16 protein-coding genes are annotated in these 19,133 nt (G+C 67.1%); 3 read left to right on the top strand and 13 right to left on the bottom strand.

Going from position 1 to position 19,133, the window contains the following annotated elements; all coding sequences use genetic code 11:
• Window positions 1-108 precede the first annotated feature (108 nt).
• Both HMPREF3115_RS25930 and HMPREF3115_RS25925 read right to left on the bottom strand, forming a co-directional pair.
• Window positions 109-1,395, bottom strand: coding sequence for a Glu/Leu/Phe/Val family dehydrogenase (locus tag HMPREF3115_RS25930; RefSeq protein WP_006400326.1), 1,287 nt, complete (start codon window positions 1,393-1,395; stop codon window positions 109-111).
• A 249-nt stretch (window positions 1,396-1,644) separates the two neighbouring features.
• Window positions 1,645-2,598, bottom strand: coding sequence for a LysR substrate-binding domain-containing protein (locus HMPREF3115_RS25925; RefSeq protein WP_006407556.1), 954 nt, complete (start codon window positions 2,596-2,598; stop codon window positions 1,645-1,647).
• A 161-nt stretch (window positions 2,599-2,759) separates the two neighbouring features.
• Here HMPREF3115_RS25925 and purB point away from each other — a divergent pair, with 161 nt between their 5' ends.
• Window positions 2,760-4,148 (top strand): adenylosuccinate lyase, encoded by a 1,389-nt coding sequence (gene purB / locus HMPREF3115_RS25920; RefSeq protein ID WP_070556675.1) that lies wholly within the window; start codon window positions 2,760-2,762, stop codon window positions 4,146-4,148.
• 128 nt (window positions 4,149-4,276) lie between these two features.
• Here purB and HMPREF3115_RS25915 read toward each other — a convergent pair whose 3' ends face one another.
• On the bottom strand, window positions 4,277-5,695 hold the full coding sequence (locus HMPREF3115_RS25915; protein WP_070556673.1) for an NAD(P)/FAD-dependent oxidoreductase: 1,419 nt from the start codon (window positions 5,693-5,695) through the stop codon (window positions 4,277-4,279).
• A gap of 277 nt (window positions 5,696-5,972) precedes the next feature.
• Here HMPREF3115_RS25915 and HMPREF3115_RS25910 point away from each other — a divergent pair, with 277 nt between their 5' ends.
• Complete coding sequence (locus tag HMPREF3115_RS25910; protein WP_006407563.1) at window positions 5,973-6,644, top strand: TetR/AcrR family transcriptional regulator; 672 nt, start codon at window positions 5,973-5,975, stop codon at window positions 6,642-6,644.
• A gap of 205 nt (window positions 6,645-6,849) precedes the next feature.
• Here the strand turns inward: HMPREF3115_RS25910 and HMPREF3115_RS25905 are convergent, their stop codons facing one another.
• From HMPREF3115_RS25905 to edd, 4 genes are all read right to left on the bottom strand, one after another.
• On the bottom strand, window positions 6,850-7,353 hold the full coding sequence (locus tag HMPREF3115_RS25905) for a gluconokinase (RefSeq protein WP_006400333.1): 504 nt from the start codon (window positions 7,351-7,353) through the stop codon (window positions 6,850-6,852).
• 13 nt (window positions 7,354-7,366) lie between these two features.
• On the bottom strand, window positions 7,367-8,728 hold the full coding sequence (locus HMPREF3115_RS25900) for a GntP family permease (protein ID WP_006400334.1): 1,362 nt from the start codon (window positions 8,726-8,728) through the stop codon (window positions 7,367-7,369).
• A 221-nt stretch (window positions 8,729-8,949) separates the two neighbouring features.
• Complete coding sequence (gene eda, locus HMPREF3115_RS25895) at window positions 8,950-9,576, bottom strand: bifunctional 4-hydroxy-2-oxoglutarate aldolase/2-dehydro-3-deoxy-phosphogluconate aldolase (protein ID WP_006400336.1); 627 nt, start codon at window positions 9,574-9,576, stop codon at window positions 8,950-8,952.
• A 25-nt stretch (window positions 9,577-9,601) separates the two neighbouring features.
• On the bottom strand, window positions 9,602-11,458 hold the full coding sequence (gene edd, locus HMPREF3115_RS25890) for a phosphogluconate dehydratase (protein ID WP_070556671.1): 1,857 nt from the start codon (window positions 11,456-11,458) through the stop codon (window positions 9,602-9,604).
• Window positions 11,459-11,749: 291 nt separating this feature from the next.
• Between edd and HMPREF3115_RS25885 the strand changes: the two genes are divergently transcribed.
• On the top strand, window positions 11,750-12,598 hold the full coding sequence (locus HMPREF3115_RS25885; RefSeq protein ID WP_006407566.1) for a MurR/RpiR family transcriptional regulator: 849 nt from the start codon (window positions 11,750-11,752) through the stop codon (window positions 12,596-12,598).
• A gap of 81 nt (window positions 12,599-12,679) precedes the next feature.
• Here HMPREF3115_RS25885 and HMPREF3115_RS25880 read toward each other — a convergent pair whose 3' ends face one another.
• The 6 genes from HMPREF3115_RS25880 to HMPREF3115_RS32055 form a co-directional block, all read right to left on the bottom strand.
• Window positions 12,680-13,102, bottom strand: coding sequence for a CopD family protein (locus tag HMPREF3115_RS25880; RefSeq protein ID WP_006400340.1), 423 nt, complete (start codon window positions 13,100-13,102; stop codon window positions 12,680-12,682).
• A gap of 21 nt (window positions 13,103-13,123) precedes the next feature.
• Window positions 13,124-14,395, bottom strand: a complete 1,272-nt coding sequence (locus HMPREF3115_RS25875; protein ID WP_070556669.1) for a glutamate-5-semialdehyde dehydrogenase — start codon at window positions 14,393-14,395, stop codon at window positions 13,124-13,126.
• 148 nt (window positions 14,396-14,543) lie between these two features.
• Window positions 14,544-15,638: a DNA polymerase III subunit delta gene (gene holA / locus HMPREF3115_RS25870; protein WP_006407568.1), complete on the bottom strand. Its 1,095-nt coding sequence runs from the start codon at window positions 15,636-15,638 to the stop codon at window positions 14,544-14,546.
• Between the two features lie 18 nt (window positions 15,639-15,656).
• A complete protein-coding gene (lptE, locus tag HMPREF3115_RS25865; RefSeq protein ID WP_006400343.1) occupies window positions 15,657-16,208 on the bottom strand; it encodes an LPS-assembly lipoprotein LptE in 552 nt (183 codons plus the stop codon).
• 38 nt (window positions 16,209-16,246) lie between these two features.
• The gene (gene leuS / locus HMPREF3115_RS25860; protein ID WP_070556667.1) at window positions 16,247-18,841 is read right to left on the bottom strand and encodes a leucine--tRNA ligase; all 2,595 of its coding nucleotides are present in this window, start codon (window positions 18,839-18,841) and stop codon (window positions 16,247-16,249) included.
• Between the two features lie 13 nt (window positions 18,842-18,854).
• Window positions 18,855-19,133, bottom strand: a 279-nt coding sequence (locus HMPREF3115_RS32055) for a hypothetical protein (protein ID WP_218079222.1), incomplete at its 5' end; no start/stop codon positions are given.

Genomic DNA, 19,133 nt, shown 5'->3' with positions numbered 1-19,133 from the left:
CGGGCGGTGCCGGATTCGGCACCGCCCGCGCGGGTTCATGCACGCAATCGGGTGGATTGCGTCATGGATCGATCGCGATCGCCGGCCGCGTTCGGCCGGCGCCGCCGATCAGGGGTACAGGCCGCGCATTTCGCGCGCCATCAGGATGCGCTTGCACGCGACGATGAACGCCGCCGTACGCACCGACACCTTGTGCTCTTCCGCGACCGCCCACACGCCGGCGAACGCTTCGCGCATCACGCGCTCGAGGCGATGGTTGATCTCGTCTTCGGTCCAGAAGAAGCTCGAGAAATCCTGCACCCATTCGAAGTACGACACCGTCACGCCGCCCGCATTCGCGATCACGTCGGGGATCACGAGCACGCCGTTCGCGCTCAGGATGTCGTCGGCCGCGGTCGTGGTCGGGCCGTTCGCGCCTTCGACGATGATCTTCGTGCGGATCTTCGACGCGTTCTTCTCGGTGATCTGGTTTTCCAGCGCCGCCGGGATCAGGATGTCGGTCTCGACCGTCCAGAATTCGTCGTTCGCCATCGGCTCCGCGCCTTCGAAGCCCGCGACGCCGCCCGTGCGCGCGACGTGGTCGAGCAGCTTGTTCGCGTCGAGGCCGGCCGGCTGGTAGATCGTGCCCGTGTGATCCTGCACCGCGATCACCTTCGAGCCCGCTTCCTGGAACAGCTTCGCGGCGATCCCGCCGACGTTGCCGAAGCCCTGCACGGCGATGCGCGCGCCTTCGATTTCGAGGCCCTTCTTCTTCGCCGCTTCGCAGCCGACGACGAACACGCCGCGGCCGGTCGCTTCCTTGCGGCCGAGCGAGCCGCCGAGCGAGATCGGCTTGCCGGTCACGACGCCGGTCGACGTCTGGCCCTGGTTCATCGAGAACGTGTCCATCATCCACGCCATCACCTGTTCGTTGGTGTTGACGTCCGGCGCCGGAATGTCGGTGTTCGGGCCGATGATGATGCCGATTTCGCTCGTGTAGCGGCGCGTGACGCGCTCGAGCTCGCCGCGCGACAGCTTGCGCGGGTCGACGCGAATGCCGCCCTTCGCACCGCCGTACGGCACGTTCACCGCGGCGTTCTTCACCGACATCCATGCCGACAGTGCCATCACTTCCGACAGCGTCACGTCCTGGTGGTAGCGCACGCCGCCCTTGCCGGGGCCGCGCGACACGTTGTGCTGCACGCGATAGCCTTCGAAGTGCGCGACGGTACCGTTGTCGAGCTCGATCGGCACATCGACGATCAGGATGCGCTTCGGACGCTTCAGCGTTTCCAGCCAGCGCGACAGCGAACCGAGGTACGGCGCGACGCGATCGACCTGCTGAAGGTAGTTGCCCCACGGGCCGAGATCGTCGGCGTGCAAGTAGGACGGGATGGACTGCAGTTGCGAAGACATGGATGCTCCAACGTTCAACGGATTGCGCACATTGTCGAAAAACCCGTTTTTTTTATCCAATGCCGTTTGCTTATTCGATTATGCGTTTCTTGCATGATCGCGATTTTTCGCAAATCCGCGGTCGATTTGCGCAAGAACGGCCGCGATCGGCCGTGCTTTGCGCGCGCGAAAAATCCTGCGCGGCCGCGCGGACGTGCCCGGCGGTCAGCGTGCAGTCAGCCGCTGCAAGCGCGCCGTCAGCCGACGGCCTCAGCCGCCCGTCTCGCGCAGCTCGTCGCGCACGACGTCCCATAGCGCACGCACGAGCTTCTGGCGCGGCTCCTCGCCCTGCAGCGCGAGCTTGTCGCAGTAGAGCCGGATCTCCATCGTCAGCGTGAACGGCTGCGCGCCGCCGCGCACGGCGCGGTCGAGCCGGATCAGCCGGCCGCCCGCGACCGCGTCCTCGACCGCGCTGTGCGGCAGGAACGCGACGCCGTGGCCCGCGAGCGCCATCGCCTTCAGCCCTTCGGCCATGTCGGTTTCGTACACGCGATCGAGAAACAGCGGCGTCGGCGCGTTCGCGATGATGACTTCCGTCATGCGGCCGAGATAGGCGTTCGGCGTGTACGACAGATACGGTACGCGCGCGTCGGGCGTGCCGGGCAGCGTGTAGCGCGGCCGGCCTGCGCGGCCGGGCGCCGAGAACGCGCTGATCGGTTCGCTGCCGAGGATCAGCATGTCGTAGCGGGCCGGGTCCAGCGCGACCGGATGGCTCGGATGGTGATAGCCCATCACGAGGTCGCAGCCGCCCTCGACGAGCGACAGCACCGCGTCGTGCACGTTCAGCGCGCGCAGCCGCGTATGGACCTGCCCCATCTTCGCCTCGATCCGCTGCAGCCAGCGCGGGAAGTAGGTGAGCGACAGCGTGTGCGGTACCGCGAACTCGATCGTCGGCACCGGCGCGCCGACGTGGCCGCGCAGCAGCGTGCGCGCCTCGTGCGCCTGCGACAGCATCGTCAGCGCCTGCTCGTAGAAGATCTGGCCGGCCTGCGTGAGCCGCGTCGGATAGACGGAGCGGTCGATCAGCTCGGTCGCGAGCCACGCTTCGAGCGCCTGGATGCGCCGCGAGAACGCGGGCTGCGACACGTGCCGCAGCTCGGCGGACCGGCTAAAGCTGCGCGTCTCCGCGAGCGAGACGAAGTCTTCGAGCCATTTCAGTTCCATACGGGCGGGCGCGGCGGGCGGCGAGCGGAAGAAGGCTGCATTTTACCGGCGCCGCGCGTGGCCATCGCAGGCGGCCGCGGGCGACGGAGCCGGCGCGCGCCGATGGTAAAATCCCGGATTCTCCTCTCCACGCTCGACCCGGCCCCAGGGCCCGCCCGATCATGTCCGACACTCGTCCCGATACGCTTTTCGCGCTCACCGCGCTCTCGCCCATCGACGGCCGCTACGCCAGCAAGACCGAAGCGCTGCGCGACTGGCTCTCCGAAGCCGCTTTCATGCGTCACCGCGTCACCGTCGAGGTGCACTGGCTGATCGCGCTGTCGCACGCCGGTTTCGCCGAAGTCCCGCGCTTCTCCGAAGCCGCCGAGCAGTTCCTGCTGCAGCTCGTCGAGCGGTTCACCGCGCACGATGCCGCGCGCATCAAGGAAATCGAGCGCGTGACGAACCACGACGTGAAGGCCGTCGAATACTGGCTGAAGGAATCGGTGAAGGGCCAGCCCGAACTCGAGAAGGCCAGCGAATTCATCCACTTCGCCTGCACGTCCGAGGACATCAACAACACGTCGCACGGGATGATGCTCGCCGGCGCGCGCGAGCACGTGATCCTGCCGGCGCTGCGCACGGTCCACCAGCGTCTCGTTGCGCTCGCACACGCGCACGCCGAGCAGCCGATGCTGTCGCGCACGCACGGCCAGCCGGCGAGCCCGACGACGCTCGGCAAGGAGCTCGCGAACGTCGCCGCGCGGCTCGCGCGTGCGATCGCGCGCATCGAGAAGGTCGAAATCCTCGGCAAGATGAACGGCGCGGTGGGCAACTTCAACGCGCACCTGTCCGCGTATCCGGAATTCGACTGGGAAGCGTTTTCGCGCGACGTGATCGAAAACCGCCTGAAACTCACGTTCAACCCGTACACGATCCAGATCGAGCCGCACGACTACATGGCCGAACTGTTCGACGCGGTCGCGCGCGCGAACACGATCCTGCTCGACCTCGACCGCGACGTCTGGGGCTACATCGCGCTCGGCTACTTCAAGCAAAAGACGAAGGCCGGCGAAATCGGCTCGTCGACGATGCCGCACAAGGTGAACCCGATCGACTTCGAGAACTCGGAAGGCAACCTCGGCCTCGCGAACGCGACGCTGCGCCACCTCGCCGACAAGCTCCCGGTATCGCGCTGGCAGCGCGACCTGACCGACTCGACGGTCCTGCGCAACATGGGCGTCGCGCTCGGCTATTCGCTGCTCGCGTACGACGCGCTGATCCGCGGCCTCGACAAGCTCGAAGTGAACCCGCAGCGTCTGAACGAAGATCTCGACAACTGCTGGGAAGTGCTGGCCGAGCCGGTGCAGACCGTGATGCGCCGCTACGGGATCGAGAACCCGTACGAGCAGCTGAAGGAGCTGACGCGCGGCAAGGGCATTACGCGCGAAGCGCTGCAGCAGTTCATCGGCACGCTCGCGATTCCGCAGGACGCCAGGGACCGCCTGCTCGCGATGACGCCCGCGTCGTATATCGGCAAGGCCATCGAACTCGCGAAGCGGATCGCGTAACGGCACGGCGGCGCACGTTCGCGCCGTTTCGTCGCCCACACACTCCATAGCGAAACGCCCGATGCAATGCATCGGGCGTTTTCGTTTTCATGCGCGGTTGTCGCGTGCGGAGGCGCACGCGCGATGCGTCAGAACGAGATCATCTTCCCCGGATTCAGCGCGCTCATCACGCTCATCGCCGCCTTTGCGGCCGGAATCGCAACCGGCGACAGCTGACGGCCGAGCGGAATCTCGCGATGGTCGATGCCGGTCAGCATCGAGAAGTCGTCGTTGCGGCCGACGAAGTCGTCGCAGATCGCCTTGCCGATCCGCACCGTCTGCGCGACGCCGTGCCCGCTCCAGCCCTGCACCATGTACACCGGCACGCGGCCCGCGGTCTTGCGGCTGTCGGTCGCGCCGTTCAGCGTGAAGTCGCTGACGCCGCTCCAGCTGTAGTCGAGCGCGAACCGGCCGTCGTATTGCGGAAACACCGCATTCAATCGCGTGAGCAGATACGCGTTCGCATCGTGCTGCGGCCAGCAGGTGCCGGTGCCCTGCCCGCCGAACAGCAGCCGGTTGCCGCGCACCGGCCGGTAGTAGTCGATCTGGAACTGCGTGTCGTACACCGGCATGCCGGCCGGCATCAGCGACGCGACGTCGACTTCGAGCGGCGCCGTCACGCTCACGTACGTGAAGAACGGCACGGTCGTCGCCGCGCCGTCGTCGAACAGCCGGAACGTCGTGTTGTGCAGCGCGAGCACGACACCCTTGCGCGCGGTGATCGTGCCGCCCGGCGTCGTCGCGACGACGCCCGCGGGCGTTTCGTCGAGTTCGAGCACCTCCGTGCATTCGTAGAGCGCGCCGCCGTTGGCACGAAAGCCGTGGACGAGGCCGCGCACGAGCGCGAGCGGATGAAGCTGGCCGCCGAGCGCATCGATCGCCGCACCGTGATAGAGCGGCGAGCGCACGTATTCGTCGTGCAGCTGATGCTTGCCGACGAGCGTCACGCTCGCGTCGCCGAGATGACGGCGCGCATCCGCGCCGTCGAGCAGCGCGCTCATGTGGCCGGGATGAACGGCGGCCGTCACGTGGCCGCGCCCGCGATCGAGGTCGAGCGCGTAGCGCGCGGCGATCGCATCGATCAGCGCCATCGATTCCGACGATGCGAAACGCCACAGCCGCTTCGCGTCCTCATGCGCGAGACGCTCGATCATGTCGGCCGCTTCCCAGCGCGCGAGGCCGGGCGTCAGCTGGCCGCCGTTGCGGCCGGACGCGGCCGAGCCGACGTGATGCTTGTCGACGAGGATCGTGTCGACGCCCGCCTCCGCGAGATGCAGCGCGGCCGACGCGCCGAGCAGACCGGCGCCGATCACGAGCACGTCGCACACTGCATCGTGCGCGAGCGGCGCCGCGTTGTCCCAGCGGGACAGCGATGCCTCGTACCAGTTCGCCGGGCGTTCGCCGGCGTAGCGTGCCGGGTCGCACCAGTTCCAGTTGTCTTTTTCGATATTCAGTTGCGTGGCTTCGAAACGCGATTCGCGCTCGAGCAGCGAGGGAATGGAAGTCATGTTCGCACTTGCATGGTCTTGGGCCGCCAGTCGAAGAGCCGTTCGGGCTTCGCGGGTGGGGCAGCCGGTTCCACTTGGGTGTCAACGAGAAACGGGGCGCAGCGGCCCGTGTTGACGGCGGCCACGCGCGTGGCCGCCTGGATCCCGGACCGGGCGAAACGCACGCATTGAAAGGTGCCGGGACACCCAATTTCTACACCGCAGAAATAATTCTACAGTGTAGAATAAGCTTTCGTCAACCTTTCATCCGCGCGCCGTGCGCGGCTGCATTGCTCCGATGAAGGACAAATCTGCCCCAGGCCCGCGCGGCCTCGACAAGGAAGCGATCGTCGCGGCCGCGCTTGCGCTGCTCGAAACGGTCGGCGAAGCCGCGTTCAGCGTGCGCAAGCTCGCGCAGTCGATCGGCTGCGATCCGATGAGCGTGCTGTATCACTTCAAGTCGAAGGAAGGGCTGAACCGCGCGATCGCGAACGCGCTGTCGCGTGCACTCGTGCCGCTCGACGACGCGCTGCCGTGGCGCGACCGGCTGCGCGACCTCGCGCGCCAATACCGTGCGCTGGCGCTGCGCCATCCGGTCGCGTTCGGGCTGCTGCAGCGGCATATGAGCACGGGGCCCGCCGATCTCGCGCATGTCGAGGCCGTGCACCGCGCGCTCGCCGACGCCGGCGTCGCGGCGAACGCGCGCCCGACCGTGTGCGTCGGCTGGTATGCGAGCGTGATCGGGCTCGCGGCGGCCGAGGCCGGCGGCCTCACGCGGCCCGCGAACGACATCGAGCTCGCGGAAATGGACGCGCTGTCGGATACGGGGTATCCGCTGGTCAAGGCGGCCGCGCCGCTTTATGCGGCGCTCGATCCGGCGGTGGTGCACGAGACGATGGTCGAGGTTCTGCTCGACGGGATTGCGCGTCAGGCAGGCGGCGGCGCTGCCGGGAAAGGTGAGGCGGTTTGAGGCAGATCCGCGCTGAAGCGCGGAATGCCCTTGGTGCGGGCTCCATATCGCCGAAGTGCTATGAGGCTGGAATAAGCGCACGGAAGCGCTGATCGGCTACGGGCCCACCAACTAAAAAGGGCCGAGCCCTGTACGCAAACAGGACTCGGCCCTTCATCAGCGGCATATCGAGCGGTGTCAGTGGAACGTGCGTCCCGCCCTGCCCTCAATGCTGCTGCGCGGTGCCCATCTTTGCGATCACCTGATCGACGATCTGTTCGGGCGTCAGCTCGATGCTGACCTCGATCGCTTCGTCCGGGCCCGGCTCCTCGAGCGTGTCGAGCTGGCTCTGCAGCAGCGACGGATCGAAGAAATGGCCGGTGCGCGTCTTCAGACGCTCGCGCAAGACCTCGAACGAACCCTTCAGATACACGAATCGCACGTCCGTGTCGTGCCCGCGCAGCACGTCGCGGTACGACCGCTTCAGCGACGAGCACGTGAAGACGGCCGTCTCGCCGGCCCGCTGCTTTTCCTCGATGGCCGCGCGGATCGCGCGCAGCCACGGCCAGCGGTCGTCGTCGGTCAACGGAATCCCGTGGTGCATCTTCTCCTTGTTGGCGGCGCTGTGAAACGCGTCGCCGTCGGTATAGCTGCACGACAGGCGTTGCGCCAGCATTTCGCCGATTCGCGATTTGCCCGCGCCCGACACGCCCATTGCGATCAAAATCATTGACTACCCCTTGTTACAGAACCATGCTCAGCAGCAACGTGAAGCCGAGGCCGAGCACCGAGATGATCGTTTCCAGCAACGACCACGTCTTGAACGTCTGACCGACCGTCATCCCGAAGTATTCCTTGATCAGCCAGAAACCGCCATCGTTCACGTGCGAGAAGATCAGGGAGCCCGACCCCGTGGCGAGCACGAGCAGCTCCGGGCTCACCGTCGTGCCGGCCGCGGCCGCGATCGGCGCGACGATGCCGCATGCGGTCGTCATCGCGACCGTCGCCGAACCCGTCGCAAGACGCATCAGCGCGGCGACGAACCAGCCGAGCAGCAGCGGCGACAGGTGCGCGTGCTTCGCGGTTTCGACGATCTGCTGCGAAATCCCGCTGTCGCGCAGGACGCCGCCGAAGCCGCCGCCCGCGCCCACGATCAGCGTGATGCCGGCGATCGGCGCGAGACATTCGCCGCAGAACTTCTGGATCTGGTCGCGATTGAAGCCCTGCAGCTTGCCGAACGTGAAGAAGCTCACGAGCACGGCGATCAGCAGCGCGACGTCCGAATTGCCGGCAAAGCGCAGCAGGTTGTTCGGCAGCGACTTCGGCGCGAACACCAGATCGGCCCAGCTGCCGACGAGCATCAGCACGACCGGCAGGAGAATCGTGAACAGCGTGATGCCGAAGCCCGGCAGCGGACGCTCGCGGCCGCCGGCACGCGTATCGACGAACTGCGACGCGAGCGGATTGTTTTCGGCGAGCTTCACGAACTTCGAAATGGTCAGCGCGAACAGCGGACCGGCGATGATCGCGGTCGGCACGCCGACGATCAGGCCGAAGGCGATCGTCTTGCCGATATCGGCGCCGTATTGCTGAACGGCCAGCAGCGCGGCCGGGTGCGGCGGAATCAGCCCGTGCACGACGGACAGGCCCGCCACCATCGGCAGGCCGACGACGAGCAGCGACTTGCCGGTACGCTTGGCGACGTTGAACGCGATCGGGATCAGCAGCACGAAGCCGACTTCGAAGAACACCGGCAGACCGACGATGATCGCGACGAACATCATCGCCCAGTGGATGTTCTTCTCGCCGAACCAGTCGATCAGCGTGGTCGCGATCCGCTCGGCGCCGCCCGACTCGGCCATCATCTTGCCGAGCATCGTACCGAGGCCGACGACGATCGCGATATGGCCGAGCGTGCCGCCCGTGCCCGTCTCGAACGACTTGACGATCTTGTCCATCGGCATGCCGACGGCCAGACCGAGGCCGAGCGACACGATGATCAGCACCAGGAACGGGTAGATCTTGAAGCGCGCGATCATCAGGATCAGCGCGGCGATCGCGATCAGCGTGAATACGAGCAGCATGCTGCCTTGGACAGCCCCCATGTGGCACTCCTCCTTGGATTGTTCGAAACCGGGCGAGTGGTAGCGAGTATGCCCGGCTATGCAGGTCTCCGATACACGGGGGGTTCCCACCCCGTCAGGACGCTGAATTTTACTTATCTTTACGCCCCGCGGATAGAACCGGTTCCATCAGCAAAAACCCTCGGTAAAACAAGCACTAAGCGCTCGTTTACCGAGGGTTGGACGGTCGCCGGATGCAAGTCTTAGCGCGGCAGCTGGCTGGCGGCTTGCGCGAGACGCGTGACTTCGGCCCAGTCCTGCGCGGCAAGTGCCGCCTTCGGCGTGAGCCACGAGCCGCCGACGCACACGACGTTCGGCTGTTTCAGGAAAGTCGGCGCGGTATCGGCCGTGATGCCGCCCGTCGGGCAGAACTTGAGCGTCGGGAACGGGCCGTGGAATGCCTGCAGCATCGGCACGCCGCCCGCCTGTTGCGCGGGGAAGAACTTGACGATCTCGTAGCCGAATTCGAGCGCCTGGATGATGTCGCTCGGCGTCATGACGCCCGGCAGCAGCGGCAGGTCCGCGTCGAGCGACGCGAGGTGCAGTTCCTTCGTCAGGCCCGGCGAGACGCCGAACTTCGCGCCCGCGCGCTTCGCCTGCGCGCAGTGCTCGGGCTTCGTGATCGTGCCGACGCCGACGACGATGTCGTCCGCGAGCTGGCTCGCGCGCTGGATCGCCTCGAGGCCGGCCGGCGTGCGCAGCGTGATCTCGAGCACCTTCACGCCGCCCGCGTGCAGCGCACGCGACACATGCTCGCCCTGCTCGACCGAGTCGAACGCGAGCACCGGAATGACGGGGCCCAGCTTCACGATTTCGGCAATCGTCTTCATCGATAACACTCCTTGATCTGGAAATTCATGCGGCGACGCGGGCTGCCGTTTCGCCGACCAGCGCCCCGAAAACCGATGCGCCCTGCTCGGCCGGCGCGGCCGCCGCGCGGAACACGCCGAACAGCTCGCGCCCGAACCCGACCTCGTTGTCGGCCTGATGCTGCGGCTGCGCGACGGGGCGCGCCTCCCATTCGGCGGCGTCGACGTCGATGTCGAGCACGCCGGCTTCCGCATCGATCACGAGCAGGTCGCCCGTCTTCACCTTGCCGATCGGGCCGCCCAGCAGCGCTTCCGGCGACAGATGGATCACGGCCGGCACCTTGCCCGACGCGCCCGACATGCGCCCGTCGGTGACGAGCGCGACGTGGAAGCCCTGATCCTGCAGCACGCCGAGCAGCGGCGTCAAACGATGCAGCTCCGGCATGCCGTTCGCACGCGCCCCCTGGAAACGCACGACCGCGACGAAATCGCGCTTCAGCTCGCCGCGATCGAACGCCTCCTGCACCGCTTCCTGCGAGTCGAACACGATCGCCGGCGCCTTCACCTTGCGGTGCTCGGGCGCGACGGCCGAAATCTTGATCACGCCGCGGCCCAGCCGGCCCTGCATCAGACGCAGGCCGCCGTCCGGCTGGAACGGATCGCGAATGCTGCGCAGCACCTTCGTGTCGTGGCTCTCGGCCGCGCCGTCGACCCACGTCAGCTTGCCGTCGATCAGCTTCGGCTCCTTCGTGTAGTGCGACAGCCCCTTGCCGGCGACCGTCGTCACGTCTTCGTGCAGCAGGCCGCCTTCGAGCAGATTGCGCACGAGGAACGCGACGCCGCCTGCCGCATGGAAATGGTTCACGTCGGCCTTGCCGTTCGGGTAGATCTTCGCGAGCAGCGGCACGACGGCCGACAGTTCGTCGAAGTCGTTCCAGTCGATCAGCACGCCAGCCGCGCGCGCGATCGCGACGAGGTGTAGCGTATGGTTGGTCGAGCCGCCGGTCGCGAGCAGCGCGACGATGCCGTTGACGATCGCCTTCTCGTCGATCACGTGGCCGATCGGCGTGTACTGGCCGCGCTCGACGGTCAGATCGAGCACGCGGCGCGCGGCTTCGGCCGTCAGCGCGTCGCGCAACGGCGTGTGCGGATGGATGAACGCGGCGCCCGGCAGATGCAGCCCCATCAGCTCCATCAGCATCTGATTGCTGTTCGCCGTGCCGTAGAACGTGCAGGTGCCGTGACCGTGATAGGCGGCCGACTCGGCTTCGAGCAGCGCGTCGCGGCCGACCTGGCCCGTCGCGAACTGCTGGCGGATCTTCGCCTTGTCGTCGTTCGACAGGCCGCTCGTCATCGGGCCGGCCGGCACGAAGATCGTCGGCAAGTGGCCGAACTGCAGCGCGCCGATCAGCAGGCCCGGCACGATCTTGTCGCAGATGCCGAGGCACAGCGCCGCGTCGAACATGTTGTGCGTGAGCGCGATTGCCGTGCCCATCGCGATGGCCTCGCGCGAGAACAGCGACAGCTCCATCCCCGGATTGCCCTGCGTGATGCCGTCGCACATCGCCGGCACGCCGCCCGCGAACTGCGCGACGCCGCCGTTCTCGCGCGCGGCGGCCTTGATGATGTCGGGGAAGTCCTTGTACGGCGCATGCGCGGACAGCATCTCGTTGTACGACGAAACGATGCCGATATTCGGCTCGCGAATCGCCTTGATCGCGAATTTGTCGCTGCCCTCGAGACCCGCGAAGCCGTGCGCGAGGTTCGCGCACGACAGCGCGCCGCGCGCCGGGAACTTGCCTTGCGCGCCGTCGATGCGCTGCAGATAGGCGGAACGGGTCGATTGGCTGCGGGCGATCACGCGTTCGGTGACTTTCGCCAGAGTGGGATGCAGCGACGTCATGCTGGGCGCTCCTGTATGCCGGCCGCGCCGGCGGTTGGAATCGTGGGGACGGTCGATGCGTCGACCGAACGAACGCAGTCTAGTAGAAAAACTACACACGCGCAATGCGGTTTCATCGTCCTGCAACGGGCATTCCCGCTAAGAGCCAATGACTGATTAGTGAAAACCCTTACGCCGATGATTGTCTCTCGCGGAAAACCCTGCGGTTTTCGCTAGCATTTTCATGTAGATTTTCTACAATTCGACTGCGATACACTCGCTCATCCGAACCCGATTTCCTGCCTCTGCCCCATGTTGCCCCGTATCGAAGCGATCCGCGCCGAACTGCGCCCGTCCGAGCGCAAGCTCGCCGACTACATTCTCGCCGCGCCGCGCGAGGTGCTCGACCTCGCGATGACCGAGCTGTCGGCACGCGCGGGCGTCAGCCAGCCGACGATCGCGCGCTTCTGCCAGGCGCTCGGCTGCAGCGGCTTTCGCGAATTCAAGATCCGGCTCGCGCAGAGCGTCGCGCCCGGCGTGTCGTCGGTCTATCGCGACGTCGAACCCGACGAGCCGGCGCCCGGCATCATCGGCAAGGTGTTCGACCGAACGATCGGCGCGCTGATCGAGGTGCGCAACAGCCTGTCGGCCGGCAGCGTCGCCGAGGCGATCGCCCTGCTGTCGAATGCGTCGCGCATCGAGTTCTACGGTGCGGGCGGCTCGGGCATCGCCGCGCAGGACATCCAGCACAAGTTCTTCCGGCTCGGCGTGCCGAGCGTCGCGTATTCGGATCCGCACACGTTCTCGATGTCGGCCGCGCTGCTCGGCCCGCAGGACGTCGTCGTCGCAATCTCGAACACGGGCCGCACGCGCGACATCGTCGACGCGGCGCGTGCGGCGCTCGCGTGCGGCGCGAAGGTCGTCGCGATCACGCACAGCCACTCGCCGCTCGCGAAGCTCGCGACCGTCAGCCTCGCATCGAACATCGCGGAGGAAACCGACGTGTTTTCGCCGATGACGTCGCGCATGTCGCACCTCGCGATCGGCGACATCCTCGCGGTCGGCGTCGCGCTGTCGCGCGGGCCGGCGCTGATGGAACGCGTCGGCCGCGCGAAGGAAGCGATCACGCGCCGCCGGATCGACGACGGCGCGAAGGACTGAGGGCTCGCCACGCACGACGCAAAAACAAACGGCGCCCCGAAGGGCGCCGTGCGCTTGCCGCGTATCGTCGGCCTGCGCCGCTCAGAACGGCTTGATCACGACCAGCGCGACCGCAGCCAGCATGCCGAGCACCGGCAGTTCGTTGAACACGCGATACCACTTGTCGGTGCGACGGTTCTCGCCGCGCTCGAACACCTTCAGCAGATGCCCGCAGTACGCGTGATAGACGATCAGCAGCAGCACGACCGTCACCTTCGCGTGAATCCAGCCCTGCCCCTGTCCGATGCCGATCACGAGCCAGAGCCACAAGCCGCATGCGAGCGCCGGCACCGCAATGAACGTCATGAAGCGAAACAGCTTGCGCGCCATCAGCAGCAGCCGGCGCACCGCGGCCGGATCGGTTTCCATCGCGAGGTTCACGTAGATGCGCGGCAGATAGAACAGGCCCGCGAACCACGCGGCGATCAGAACGATATGGAAGGTCTTGATCCAGAGCATCGCCATCGGTTTGCGCCTCGCTTCGCGTTACTGCCGGCCTTCGCCGTGCCCCAGCACGACGTACTTCAGCGACGTCAGCCCGTCGAGGCCGACGGGGCCGCGCGCGTGCAGCTTGTCGTTCGAGATGCCGATCTCGGCGCCGAGGCCGAACTCGAAGCCGTCCGCGAACCGCGTCGACGCGTTGACCATCACGCTCGCCGAATCGACTTCACGCAGGAAGCGCATCGCACGGTCGTGATCCTCGGTGACGATCGCATCGGTATGATGCGAGCCGTAATGGTTGATGTGCTCGATCGCCGCATCGAGCCCGTCGACGATCTTGATCGCGAGCACCGGCGCGAGATATTCGGTGTGCCAGTCTGCCTCGGTCGCGTCGACGAGCGGGCCGACGCCCGCATCGGCGAGCACCGCGCGCGCGGCCGCATCGACGCGCAGCTCGACCTGCTTGTCGCGATACAGCTTGCCGAGCGGCGGCAGCACCTTCGCCGCGATGCCGCTCCCGACGAGCAGCGTCTCCATCGTATTGCAGGTGCCGTAGCGGTGCGTCTTCGCGTTGTCGCAGACGGTCAGCGCCTTGTCGAGATCCGCGCGATCGTCGACGTAGACGTGGCAGATGCCGTCGAGGTGCTTGATCATCGGCACGCGCGCTTCGTTGATCAGTCGCTCGATCAGGCTCTTGCCGCCGCGCGGCACGATCACGTCGACGTATTCGGTCATCGTGATCAGCTTGCCGACGGCCGCGCGATCGGCCGTCTCGACGACCTGCACGGCATCGTGCGGCAGCCCGGCCGCCGCGAGCCCTTCGCCGATCAGTTTCGCGAGCGCGGTGTTCGATTCGAGCGCTTCCGAGCCACCGCGCAGGATCGTCGCATTGCCCGATTTCAGGCACAGTGCGGCCGCGTCGATCGTCACGTTCGGGCGCGACTCGTAGATGATCCCGATCACGCCGAGCGGCACGCGCATCTGACCGACCTGGATCCCGCTCGGGCGGAACTTCAGATTGCCGATCTCGCCGATCGGGTCCGGCAGCGACGCGACCTGGCGCAGCCCTTCGACCATCGTCTTCAGTGCCTTGTCGGACAGCGTCAGCCGATCGACGAACGCCGCATCGAGCCCCTTTTCGCGCGCCCGCGCGACGTCGCGCGCGTTCGCGTCCTTCAGGGCCTGCGCATCGCGCTCGATCGCGCGCGCGACGGCCTCGAGCGCCGCGTTCTTCGCGGCGGTGCTGGCGCGCGCCATCGCGCGCGACGCGTGCCGGGCGCGGCGGCCCAGGTCGGTCATGTACTGATCGATATCCATCGTGTGACTCGAGAAGCGAGCCGCGTGGCGCGGCATGAATTCGTGGGGCTGGCGTGGCGCGGCGCCCGGTGCGGCAGCGGGCAGGCTGCGCCAGCTTCGGAGCATTGTAAGCGGGTTGCGATGCGTACGCTGACGCCCGGAACGGGACCTAACGCCGCACGCGACCCGCGGTCGGCGGTCGCTCGTGCTGCGGCCCGGCGACCGTCATCGCAAGCTGAAACAGCCCGTCCCACGGATCGGGCGGCGGATCGTCGTGCGTGCGGCGGCCGGGCGTCACGGCGGCGAGACCCTTGACCTGCCGGTCGAGCTTCGCGGCAAACGCGAGCGCCTTTTCGAGCACGGCCTCGGACACGCGGTTCAGCGCCGGGCCGATCAGCCGCTCGCGCGGGCCCCATACGCGGTTCTCGCGCAGCAGCGTCGCGAGCGGCTTGCCGGCCGCGGTGCCGCGCTTGATCCGCAGCAGCGTGCGCAACTCCTCGACGACGGCCCACATCACGAGCACGATCGCCTCGCCCTCGCCCTTGAGCCCGTCGATCATCCGCGCTAGCCGCGCGGCGTCGCCGGCAAGCATCGCTTCGTTCAGCTTGAACACGTCGTAGCGCGCAACGTTCAGCACGGCATCGTGCACCTGCTCGAACGACAGCACGCCCTGCGGATAGAGCAGCCCGAGCTTCTGGATTTCCTGATGCGCCGCGAGCAGGTTGCCCTCGACGCGCTCGGCGATGAACTGCAGTGCGCGCCGGCCGTCGTCGCCGGGCGCGACGCGCTGCCCCTGCATCGCGAGACGCTGGCCGATCCAGTTCGGCAGCTGCGCGCGGTCGACCGGATCGATCTTCAGCGCGACGCCACCGTTCTGCAGCGCGGTGAACCACGCGGACTTCTGCGTGGCCGCATCCAGACGCGGCAGCGTGACGAGCATCAGCGCATCGGGATTGTCGGCGGCCGCCAGCGCCTTCAGCGCGTCGGCCCCTTCCTTGCCCGGCTTGCCCGACGGAATACGCAGCTCGATCAGCTGGCGCTCGCCGAACAGCGACATCGCCTGCGTCGCGCCGAGCAGCACGCTCCAGTCGAAGCCGCGCTCGACCGTATGCACCGAACGCTCGGTGAAGCCGGCCGCGCGCGCGGCCGCGCGAATGCGGTCGCACGCCTCCTGCGCGAGCAGCGGCTCGTCGCCGTAGACGGTGTAGAGCCCGGCCAACCCCTTCGCGAGGTGCGGCTCCAGTGCATCAAGTCGCAATTGCATCGGTGCGTGCGGCGGGGATCAAAGCGGCGGCGGCGGCAGCGGCGCGCGCGGCGCGACGCCCGGCACCACGTCTTCCGGACGCGGCGTCAGCGAATGCACGATCGCGAGGCGGCGCATCAGCTGATCGACCGCGTCGTTCTGCATGTCCGCGTACAGGATGTCCGCTTCCTGCGCCTTCGCGTTCGTGTACTGGTCGCTGTACGTCATCGCGCGGTTCAGCGCGATCGCGCTCGGCGGAATCAGCACGGTGCCGTCCTTGCTCGTCAGCGTGTAGTTCAGCGTGTAGAACAGCGCATATTCCTGCGCGGAACCGTACTGGTTCAGCGTCAGCGTGTTCTGGCCGCGCGACTCCCACATGCGCAGCACGGCATCGGCATCGTCGATCGACTTGACGATCTTCGTGTCGCTGCCGCCCTCGACGAGGCGCGTGAGCCGCGCCGACACCGGCGCCGGCGCACCGGCGATCAGCAGGTGCTTGAACGCGTAGTCCTGCTGGCCGCGCAACTGGAAACCGCATGCGGACAGCGCGACCGCGCTGCCGACGAGCATCAAAAACGATCTGCGGATCACCTTCGCTCCTTCTGTGTACGCCCGACGGCCGGCGGCCGTCAGACGACGATGTTCACGAGGCGGCCCGGCACGACGACGATCTTCTTCGCCGGCTTGCCTTCGCCGAACTTCGCGAACGCGTCGTCGGCCAGCGCCGCGGCTTCGATCGCCTCGCGGCTCGCGTCCTTCGCGACCTTCAGCGCGCCGCGCACCTTGCCGTTCACCTGCAGCACGAGTTCGATCTCGGCCTGCTCGAGCGCCGCCTCGTCGACCTTCGGCCACGGCGCGTCGAGCAGCGGACCGAATTCGTCGGCATAGCCGAGCGCCTTCCAGAGCTCGTACGTGACGTGCGGAACCACCGGATACAGCACGCGCAGCAGCACGCCGTACGCTTCGCGCAGCACGGCCGGCGTCGCGCCCTTCGCCCCGTCGATCGCGTTCAGCATCTTCATCGCGGCCGACACGACCGTGTTGTATTGCAGACGCTGATAGTCGAAGTCGGCCTGCTTCAGCACGCTGTAGATTTCGCGGCGCAGCGCCTTGTCGGCGTCGCCGAGCGCGGCCGCATCGAAGCCCGCGCGCGAGGCGAGCGCTTCGCGGTTCGCATAGCCGAAGCTCCACACGCGGCGCAGGAAGCGGCTCGCGCCTTCGACGCCGGCGCCCGACCACTCGAGCTGCTGCTCGGGCGGCGCGGCGAACATCGTAAACAGGCGCGCGGTATCCGCGCCGTACTGGTCGATCAGCACCTGCGGATCGACGCCGTTGTTCTTCGATTTCGACATCTTCTCGATGCCGCCGAGCACGACCGGCTGGCCGTCGGCGTTCAGCGTCGCGCCGACCGGGCGGCCCTTGTCGTCGTGCGTGACGGTCACGTCGGCCGGGTTGTACCAGGTCTTCTTGCCCGCCGCGTCCTCGCGATAGTACGTCTCGTTCAGCACCATGCCCTGCGTGAGCAGGTTCTTCGCCGGCTCGCCGAACTTCACGAGGCCGAGGTCGCGCATCACCTTCGTCCAGAAGCGCGAATACAGCAGGTGCAGGATCGCGTGCTCGATGCCGCCGATGTACTGGTCCATCGGCATCCAGTAGTCGGTGCGCGCGTCGACCATCGTCTCGGCGTCCGGCGCCGTGTAGCGCGAGAAGTACCACGACGAATCGACGAAGGTGTCCATCGTGTCGGTTTCGCGCTTCGCGGCCGCGCCGCACTTCGGACACGTGCAGTTCAGGAACGCTTCGGACTTTGCGAGCGGGTTGCCCGAGCCGTCCGGCACGAGGTCTTCCGGCAGCACGACGGGCAGGTCCTGTTCCGGCACCGGCACGTCGCCGCACAACGGGCAGTGGATGATCGGGATCGGCGTGCCCCAGTAGCGCTGGCGCGAAATGCCCCAGTCGCGCAGACGCCACGTGACCTGCTTGTCGCCGAAGCCGCCCGCCTTCAGGTCGGCCGCGACCGCATCGACGGCCGCCGCGTAGCCGAGGCCGTCGTACTTGCCGCTGTTGATGCAGACCGCGATGTCCTTGTCGCCGTACCACTCCTGCCAGGCGTCGAGCGAGTACGTATGGCCTTCGGCCGCGATCACCTGCTTGATCGGCAGGCCGTACTTCTTCGCGAACGCGAAGTCGCGTTCGTCATGGCCCGGCACACCCATCACGGCGCCCTCGCCGTAGCTCATCAGCACGTAGTTGCCGATCCACACCTCGACCGGCTCGCCCGTCAGCGGATGCGTGACCGAGAAGCCGGTCGCGACGCCCTTCTTCTCCATCGTCGCCATGTCGGCCTCGGCGACGCCGCCGCGCTTGCATTCGTCGATGAACGCCTGCAGCTCGGGCTTGCCCTGCGCGAGGCGCGTGGCGAGCGGATGCTCGGCCGCGATCGCACAGAACGTGACGCCCATGATCGTGTCGGCGCGCGTCGTGAACACGCGCAGCAGCTGCTTCTCGCCGTCGAGTTCGTACGGGAAGCCGAAGTTCACGCCGAAGCTCTTGCCGATCCAGTTCTGCTGCATGATCTTCACGCGCTCGGGCCAGCCGAGGCCGTCGAGGTCGTTCAGCAGCTCGTCCGCGTACTGCGTGATGCGCAGGTAGTACATCGGGATTTCGCGCTTCTCGACGAGCGCGCCCGAGCGCCAGCCGCGGCCGTCGATCACCTGCTCGTTCGCGAGCACGGTCTGGTCGACCGGATCCCAGTTCACGGTTCCCGTCTTCTTGTATGCGATGCCCTTCTCGAGCATCTTCAGGAACAGCCACTGGTTCCACTTGTAGTAGTCGGGCTTGCAGGTCGCGATCTCGCGCGACCAGTCGATCGCGAGGCCCATCGACTGCATCTGGCCCTTCATGTAGTCGATGTTGTCGTAGGTCCACTTCGCGGGCGGCACGCCGTTGGCCATCGCGGCGTTCTCCGCGGGCATCCCGAACGCGTCCCAGCCCATCGGCATCAGCACGTTGTAGCCGTTCATCCGCAGATAGCGGTACATCACGTCGTTGATCGTGTAGTTGCGCACGTGACCCATGTGCAGCTTGCCGGACGGATACGGCAGCATCGACACGCAGTAGAACTTCGGCTTCTGCGCGTCTTCCTGCGTCTTGTAGGCATCGGCTGCGCGCCAGTCGCCCTGGGCGGCGGCTTCGACGTCGGCGGGTACGTATCTCTCGTGCATGGTGTGGTTCGGACTAGGCTTTATGCGACGCGACGGCTCGCGCGCGGAGTGGATCGAAAATCGTGCTTGCCCGGCGCAGGAACAGGCGGGCCGTGCCGGGCCCGGCCGCCGGCGCCCGGTGCATCGCCGGAACGCCCACGCGGGCTCCGGATGACCAGGACAATCCTGCCGACCGGGAAAAACGTCGATTATACCGCCCGCGCCGGCGCGTAAGGCCGGTGTCGCGGGCATCGCGCATCGCGGCCGCGACGGCCACGAGCGCTGCGGGCGGCGTCAGTGCGCGGCCGGCGCA

Origin of the sequence: Burkholderia sp. HMSC10F09 (assembly GCF_001806955.1) — a bacterium.
Classification (GTDB): domain Bacteria; phylum Pseudomonadota; class Gammaproteobacteria; order Burkholderiales; family Burkholderiaceae; genus Burkholderia; species Burkholderia multivorans.
Note: the sequence above shows the minus strand (reverse complement) of the source record. Positions and strands in the feature narration are given on the sequence as shown.

Coding starts and splice junctions, on each gene's coding strand:
- HMPREF3115_RS25925 (WP_006407556.1), bottom strand. CDS start 2,598: ATGGAACTGAAATGGCTCGAAGACTTCGTCTCGCTCGCGGAGACGCGC.
- holA (WP_006407568.1), bottom strand. CDS start 15,638: ATGCAATTGCGACTTGATGCACTGGAGCCGCACCTCGCGAAGGGGTTG.
- HMPREF3115_RS25885 (WP_006407566.1), top strand. CDS start 11,750: ATGTTGCCCCGTATCGAAGCGATCCGCGCCGAACTGCGCCCGTCCGAG.
- leuS (WP_070556667.1), bottom strand. CDS start 18,841: ATGCACGAGAGATACGTACCCGCCGACGTCGAAGCCGCCGCCCAGGGC.
- HMPREF3115_RS25910 (WP_006407563.1), top strand. CDS start 5,973: ATGAAGGACAAATCTGCCCCAGGCCCGCGCGGCCTCGACAAGGAAGCG.
- HMPREF3115_RS25880 (WP_006400340.1), bottom strand. CDS start 13,102: ATGGCGATGCTCTGGATCAAGACCTTCCATATCGTTCTGATCGCCGCG.
- HMPREF3115_RS25875 (WP_070556669.1), bottom strand. CDS start 14,395: ATGGATATCGATCAGTACATGACCGACCTGGGCCGCCGCGCCCGGCAC.
- edd (WP_070556671.1), bottom strand. CDS start 11,458: ATGACGTCGCTGCATCCCACTCTGGCGAAAGTCACCGAACGCGTGATC.
- eda (WP_006400336.1), bottom strand. CDS start 9,576: ATGAAGACGATTGCCGAAATCGTGAAGCTGGGCCCCGTCATTCCGGTG.
- HMPREF3115_RS25905 (WP_006400333.1), bottom strand. CDS start 7,353: ATGATTTTGATCGCAATGGGCGTGTCGGGCGCGGGCAAATCGCGAATC.
- HMPREF3115_RS25915 (WP_070556673.1), bottom strand. CDS start 5,695: ATGACTTCCATTCCCTCGCTGCTCGAGCGCGAATCGCGTTTCGAAGCC.
- HMPREF3115_RS25930 (WP_006400326.1), bottom strand. CDS start 1,395: ATGTCTTCGCAACTGCAGTCCATCCCGTCCTACTTGCACGCCGACGAT.
- HMPREF3115_RS25900 (WP_006400334.1), bottom strand. CDS start 8,728: ATGGGGGCTGTCCAAGGCAGCATGCTGCTCGTATTCACGCTGATCGCG.
- purB (WP_070556675.1), top strand. CDS start 2,760: ATGTCCGACACTCGTCCCGATACGCTTTTCGCGCTCACCGCGCTCTCG.